This is a genomic window from Nocardiopsis sp. L17-MgMaSL7, assembly GCF_003182025.1.
Taxonomy (GTDB): Bacteria; Actinomycetota; Actinomycetes; order Streptosporangiales; family Streptosporangiaceae; genus Nocardiopsis; species Nocardiopsis prasina.
In genome coordinates this window covers 1-1,997 of the sequence record NZ_QGTF01000030.1, presented here as the reverse complement: position 1 = coordinate 1,997, position 1,997 = coordinate 1, and the positions used below count along the sequence as shown (strand labels likewise).

1 protein-coding gene is annotated in these 1,997 nt (G+C 67.2%); it reads left to right on the top strand.

All coding sequences use genetic code 11. The annotated features are described in order from the left end of the window. The coding region (locus BDW27_RS27005) for an HNH endonuclease signature motif containing protein (protein ID WP_233515959.1) at positions 1-1,479 on the top strand (1,479 nt) is incomplete at its 5' end. Between the last annotated feature and the right edge of the window lie 518 nt (positions 1,480-1,997).

Here is a 1,997-nt window from a genome sequence, read left to right as displayed (position 1 = left end):
GGTTATCCACAACCCCTTTTCAAGAGAAAGAAACCTGGCATTCCAGGCCACATTCCCCCTTGTCTTTCTATTCTCTTTCCTTGTATTCGCGCATACAATGGAAGCATGACCTTCTCTCCTTCGCGTGGCACGGTAATGGCGGGACACTCCCCCGCCCTGGCCGCGATGCGCCACGCGAGGGAACAGGTCACCCACGCTCTGGCTGAGGTTCCTCCGGCCGGTGCGGTGGCGGGGGTGCTGGACGATATCTGCCACCTGTGGCAGGACATGGACCAGGCCACACTCGCCATTCTTTTGCGCCTGGCGCAGATCCACGCCACCGGCAACCTCCTCGAAGTCGGCGGACAACGCACCCTGGCCGGATGGATCACCCAAGCCCTGGGCGCCAACCCGACCCGGGCCCGCTCCCTGGCCTGCCTGGCCCAAGCCCTCTTCAACGATAAACTCCCCCACACCCGCAAAGCCCTGGATGCCGGGATGCTTTCCCTGGGCGAAGCCGCCTCGAGCGCGAAAGCCGTGGAAGCGGCCACCACAGCCCGCGACAAGGCCCAATTCCCGAACGCGGACGAGTTCCGGGCGTTGATGGATTCCGGGCTCATGGCCGCCAAAGCCGACCAGCCGTCCCTGTCGGCTGCCCAACTCACCCAACTGGGCAAGCGCATCTCCACTCAACTCCACCCCACCCAGGCCGAGGATGAGTACAAGAAGGCCTTCGACGCCCGCCGCCTGGACGTGGTGCGCAGCTTCGAGGGCTCCTTCTACCTCCAAGCCTGGGGACCGGAAGTGGACGCTGAACTGTTGGAGAAAGCCGTGGGGGCCTTCACCAAACCCCACCACCCCGGGCAGGCGGAGCAGTCCAAGGCCGAGCGTTCCTACGACGCATTCATGCACCTGGTCAAGACCGCGCTGGGCCACCAGGGGTGCACCAAACCCCCGGGCCCGCTCGCGATGATCAACGTGACCGTTCCCCTGGACGTCTACACCGGCCACCACACCACCCCCACCCCCACTCCTGGTGGCGGTGCCGAAAGTGCCGCTGCGACGCAGGACGGGATGGTGCTGGCCATGGAAGCCGTGCGCACCATGGCCCCCACCAGTGTCCTGCGGCGAGTGATCACCGACCCGTCCACCGGCAAACCCCTGGACGTGGGACGCGGGATGCGTAACGCCCCCGAACAGATCCGTACCGTGGCCCATCACGGGCGCACCACCTGCGCCTGGCCCCAGGGCTGCGACGTGCCCATCAGCGCCACCGAGGCCGACCACATCACCAGCTACTCACAAGGCGGCCACACCAGCGCCCACAACATTCAGCCGCTGTGCTCCACCCACAACCGCCTCAAATGGAGGCGGGAGAACAACCCCCACCGGGCTGTTTGGAAAGGCCGCCCCACACACCAACCCCCACACCCACCACCCCCGAACCCAGAACCAGAACCACCACCACCGGAACCACCCCCACCGCATCCCCGCGAATGAGCACCCTGGCCCCTACCCCCGCACGCCCACACCCCAAAACCGGCCCCCACGCCCGCACTCCTATGCGCCCGCGCCCCTGGGCACCCGCCACCCACACCCCGGGAGAGGAGGCCCACCCATGAACCCCAACCCACACCCCGGGGAGAGGAGGCCGACCCATGAACACCACCCCACCGCAGAAGCACCCACCACCGGGCCAGGGTCGGCCTCCACCCCCACGACCGGGTTGACCTCCACCCCCACCCTCCAGGCGAAGACCGCCCACCCCCGCACGCTGCCTGCCTTCGCTGCCGCTGTTGCGCTAGCACGAGTGACCAGCCGCGACACGCGACCCGCTCACCACAGGCCCGGGGACCCGCACTCCTTCGCCGCCGCTTTTCAGTCCACCACCCCCACCACCACGACACGCGAAACGATGAACACCAGTCCTGGTCCCGCGCTCTCCTTCGCTGCCGCTGTTGCGTCGGGAAGCGTGACCGGCCGCGACACGAATCCCGGTCAGCGCAGGCATGGAGAAA